Source organism: Neisseria sp. HMSC058F07, assembly GCF_001810035.1.
In the GTDB taxonomy this organism is placed as follows: Bacteria; Pseudomonadota; Gammaproteobacteria; order Burkholderiales; family Neisseriaceae; genus Neisseria; species Neisseria perflava.
In genome coordinates, this window is sequence record NZ_KV799686.1 from 1 (window position 1) to 1,179 (window position 1,179).

Below are 1,179 nucleotides of genomic sequence, written 5' to 3' on the forward strand. Positions count from 1 at the left end.
ATTACAGAAGAAACCACACCCGCACCTACGGTACGACCACCTTCGCGAATCGCAAAGCGCAGACCTTCTTCCATAGCGATAGGCGCAATCAGTTCTACAGTAATGGTTACGTTCTCACCTGGCATTACCATTTCTACACCTTCTTCCAAAGTAACTGCACCAGTTACGTCAGTAGTACGGAAGTAGAATTGTGGACGGTAGTTAGCGAAGAATGGAGTGTGACGACCACCCTCTTCTTTGCTCAGTACGTATACTTCTGCTTTGAATTTGGTGTGAGGAGTGATAGTACCTGGTTTAGCCAATACTTGACCACGCTCTACATCTTCACGTTTAGTACCACGCAGCAATACGCCTACGTTGTCACCTGCTTGACCTTCGTCCAGCAGTTTGCGGAACATTTCAACACCGGTACAAGTGGTTTTTTGAGTTTCTTTCAGACCTACGATTTCGATCTCGTCACCAACGTGGATGATACCGCGCTCTACACGACCGGTTACTACTGTACCACGACCGGAGATAGAGAATACGTCTTCGATAGGCAACAAGAAAGGTTTGTCCACAGCACGCTCAGGTGTTGGGATGTAGCTGTCCAGAGCAGCAGCCAATTCGAAGATTTTTTCTTCGTAACCAGCGTCACCTTCCAAGGCTTTCAGTGCAGAACCTTGTACGATTGGGCAGTCATCACCTGGGAAGTCGTAGCTTGACAACAAGTCACGGATTTCCATTTCAACCAGTTCCAACAACTCGGCATCGTCAACCATGTCGCATTTGTTCATGAATACGATGATGTAAGGTACACCTACTTGGCGGGCCAACAGGATGTGTTCGCGAGTTTGTGGCATAGGACCGTCAGCTGCGGAACATACCAAGATCGCGCCGTCCATTTGGGCAGCACCGGTAATCATGTTTTTAACGTAGTCGGCGTGGCCTGGGCAGTCTACGTGTGCGTAGTGACGGGTTTCAGTTTCGTATTCTACGTGTGAGGTATTAATGGTAATACCGCGGGCTTTTTCTTCAGGAGCGTTGTCGATTTGGTCGTAAGCTTTTGCAGCACCACCAAATTTTTTAGCCAAAATAGTAGTCAAAGCAGCAGTCAGAGTGGTTTTACCATGGTCAACGTGACCGATGGTGCCAACGTTTACGTGCGGTTTGCTACGTTCAAATTTTTCCTTAGCCATG

1 protein-coding gene is annotated in these 1,179 nt (G+C 48.0%); it reads right to left on the reverse strand.

Annotated features, from left to right (window positions below; all coding sequences use genetic code 11):
* Positions 1 to 1,178 (reverse strand): elongation factor Tu (gene tuf, locus HMPREF2696_RS06320; RefSeq protein WP_049336986.1); only part of this gene is annotated, 1,178 nt, incomplete at its 3' end.
* Position 1,179 lies beyond the last annotated feature (1 nt).